This window comes from Tardiphaga sp. (genome assembly GCF_028290495.1).
Taxonomy (GTDB): domain Bacteria; phylum Pseudomonadota; class Alphaproteobacteria; order Rhizobiales; family Xanthobacteraceae; genus Tardiphaga.
The window spans coordinates 1-2,902 of the sequence record NZ_JAQGJT010000195.1; the positions used below are offsets into that span (position 1 = coordinate 1).

4 protein-coding genes are annotated in these 2,902 nt (G+C 64.5%); 1 reads left to right on the forward strand and 3 read right to left on the reverse strand.

The window, feature by feature from the left end; genetic code table 11:
- The 3 genes from JWQ24_RS27860 to recO form a co-directional block, all read right to left on the reverse strand.
- Positions 1–501, reverse strand: a 501-nt coding sequence (locus JWQ24_RS27860) for a hypothetical protein (RefSeq protein WP_299815646.1), incomplete at its 3' end; no start/stop codon positions are given.
- 11 nt (positions 502–512) lie between these two features.
- Positions 513–1,316, reverse strand: a complete 804-nt coding sequence (locus tag JWQ24_RS27865; RefSeq protein ID WP_299815649.1) for an isoprenyl transferase — start codon at positions 1,314–1,316, stop codon at positions 513–515.
- On the reverse strand, positions 1,313–2,059 hold the full coding sequence (gene recO, locus JWQ24_RS27870) for a DNA repair protein RecO (protein WP_299815652.1): 747 nt from the start codon (positions 2,057–2,059) through the stop codon (positions 1,313–1,315). The genes JWQ24_RS27865 and recO overlap by 4 nt, the downstream gene beginning before the upstream one ends.
- 67 nt (positions 2,060–2,126) lie before the next feature.
- Between recO and JWQ24_RS27875 the strand changes: the two genes are divergently transcribed.
- Positions 2,127–2,810 (forward strand): TRIC cation channel family protein, encoded by a 684-nt coding sequence (locus JWQ24_RS27875; RefSeq protein ID WP_299815655.1) that lies wholly within the window; start codon positions 2,127–2,129, stop codon positions 2,808–2,810.
- Positions 2,811–2,902 lie beyond the last annotated feature (92 nt).

The following is a 2,902-nucleotide window of genomic DNA, read 5'->3' on the forward strand; positions in this document are numbered from 1 at the left end:
CAAACCTGCTGCGCGGGCAGCGACCTGGGTGCCGGTAAACGTCTTGTGGAAAGTGATCCCGAGCGGGCCGACGAATGTCACCGTAAAGCTCGAGAAGGATGCGATGTGCCCGCTGGCCGGGGCCACCGCGAATCCGAGGTATCGGAGACTACCGCCTGCGAGCTGGTACGGCGTGCGACTGGCGACCTTCGTCCAGTCGGGCACCGTGCCTGAGGGATAGGACTTTGAGTCGCGCTGGGTTTCGATGAAGACCTGCGTCGGCGCGGTCGTGTGGGCGGCATCCGTCGTGACGCTCTCAATCGTCACCGGCCACGGGGCGGTGTTTCGCAACCAGCCGACCTGCGCGTAGAACGGCAGTGACTTCGTCGCGCCGCCCATCACTGTCGACTGACCGCCCGAAATGAGCCCCGTCGACGTGCCGAAATACAAAACTGCGAACCCGATACCGAGGATGATGCCGACGAGCAGGAGCGTCGTGATTGTTCTAACCGTTCTGCGCATGACCACTTCCGCTACGTCCTCGGCGCGTCGATCGCGCCGCCAAATCGACGATTTCTCGAAGCGTACAGCGCTACCGCTTCCCAGAGGTCCGTCCTCGTGAAGTCAGGCCATAGCGTGTCGAGGAACACCATTTCGGCGTACGCACTCTGCCAGAGCATGAAATTGCTGGTCCGCTGCTCACCGGAACTGCGCACGAAGAGATCGACATCGGGCAAATCCGGCTCGTAGAGTGCGCGCTGGATGCTCTTTTCGGTGATGCCGGAGGGCTTCAACCTGCCCGACGCGACCTCCGTTGCCAGCGTGCGGACGGCATCCGTGATCTCATTTCTGCCACCGTAATTGATGCACATGGTCAGTGTGAGGACTCCGTTGCCTGCTGTGAGCCGTTCGGCAAATTCGAGTTCTTTGATGACGGAAGTCCAAAGTCGTGGGCGACGCCCAGCCCAGCGCACCCGAACACCCCACTCGTTGAGTTGGTCGCGACGGCGGTGCAGCACGTCGCGGTTGAACCCCATCAGGAACCGCACCTCGTCAGGCGACCGCCGCCAGTTTTCGGTCGAGAACGCGTAGACGCTCAGGTGCTTCACGCCTACCTGAATCGCTCCCGCAACCACGTCGAGCAGCGCGGCCTCACCCGCTCGATGGCCCTCGATGCGTGGGAGTCCCTTGCCGTTGGCCCACCGACCGTTGCCGTCCATGACGAGCGCAACGTGATCCGGGACAGCGGATGCCGGCAACGCGGGCGGATAGAGGCCCGTCCAGTCCACAGGTTTGAAGTCGACCGCGTCACGATGGGTCTTAGCAACCGGACTCACCCGGTCACCCCAGCCCGCGCGGTGCGGTCGACGTGCTGCAGCGACCTCAGCCCGCGCTCGAGATGGAACTGGGTGTACGCGGCGACGACTCCGCTGGCCTGTCCGCGCTCGCGGTCGGCCGCGGCCTCAACCGTCGACCAGTCGCCCGCAAGGAGAGCCGCAAGCACGTCGAGCGTGCCAGCGTCGAGACGGGGTGACCCGGGTGGTGCGACGGCGTCGGCGACCACGCCGCCGAGCTGAACGACGAACGCGGAGTGTGGGCAGGGAACGCCCGTGACGGCGCAGTCGACGAAGCTAGGGTCCCAGCCGGCAATGGACAGCGACCGCAAAAGGTAGGAATCAAGGATCAAACCCGACGCGTGCTCGTGCCGCGAGAGCGAACGCAGGCCACCGACCAGAAGCAGATACTGCTGGAGGCTGCCGGAATCATCCGTAATTTTGTCAGCGGTTTCTACCATTGCCGTCGCTGCCGTGTAGCTCGAATAATCGCTTGCGATCTCGGCGCCATATGCGCCCACCGACTCGGCCTGGGTGATGATATCGAGGGACCGCCCCTCGTACAGCTGCACATCGGCGACCATGAATGGCTCGAGCCGTGAACCGAACTTCGAGGCCGTTCTACGCACGCCCTTGGCCACTGCGCGGATCTTGCCGTGCTGCCTGCTCAGCATCGTGACAATGCGGTCCGCCTCACCCAGCTTGTGGGTGCGCAGCACCACGGCTTCGTCACGATAGAGGGGCACGCAACCAGTATTGCCGCCATTCTGATGAACTACCTGACGCCTTTCCGGAACAGGCCAGAATGGTCTCGTGCAGGACACCTCGTTCGTCATCCCCCTGTGGGCCGATCTCACGGCCGTCGCCATCGGCGGAGTCCAGGGAGCGGTCTACGCTGCCCAGTTTCGCGACCGCAGGCTCGACCTCCTCGGCGTCGCGATTATCGGCATTGCCTCCGGACTCGGCGGCGGCCTCGTGCGTGACATCTTTCTGGGCAGGCTTCCGGTGGCTCTCACCGACAATTGGTATGTACCGGCGGCGGTCGTTGCCGCCCTGCTTGGGATGCTGCTCGAGCGGGTGTTCACGCGCCTCGCGACCGTCATTACCGTGCTCGACGCGCTCACCATCGGGCTATTTTGCGCAATCGGGACGTCGAAGGCGCTCGTCCTCGGATTGCCCGCCATCCCGGCGATCTTTCTGGGAACGATCTCCGCCGTCGGCGGCACGATCGTGCGCGACCTGCTTCTCAGCGTTCCAATCGCCTTCATGCACGTGGGGTCGCTGTATGCGGTCGCAGCGGGCGTGGGCGCGACCACACTCGTCATCCTGCACGCCGTGGGGGTGCCGATCTTCCTGGCCGCGATTATCTGCGTCGCCGTGACGTTTGGGCTGCGCGTGCTCGCGGTCTTCTTCAACTGGACCGTTCCCGAACAGCGTCGCCTCGAGCGCATCCCGCGGCTGCCGCGTCTGCGCCGCACGCGGCCGGAGTCGCGCTAGCCCCAGGTTGCGCCCGGCCGCGAACCCGGCCCCAAACGCTTCCCCCTTTTGGAAACTCAGGATTCTCGTCAGATCGGTTTCCGCCATCCCTC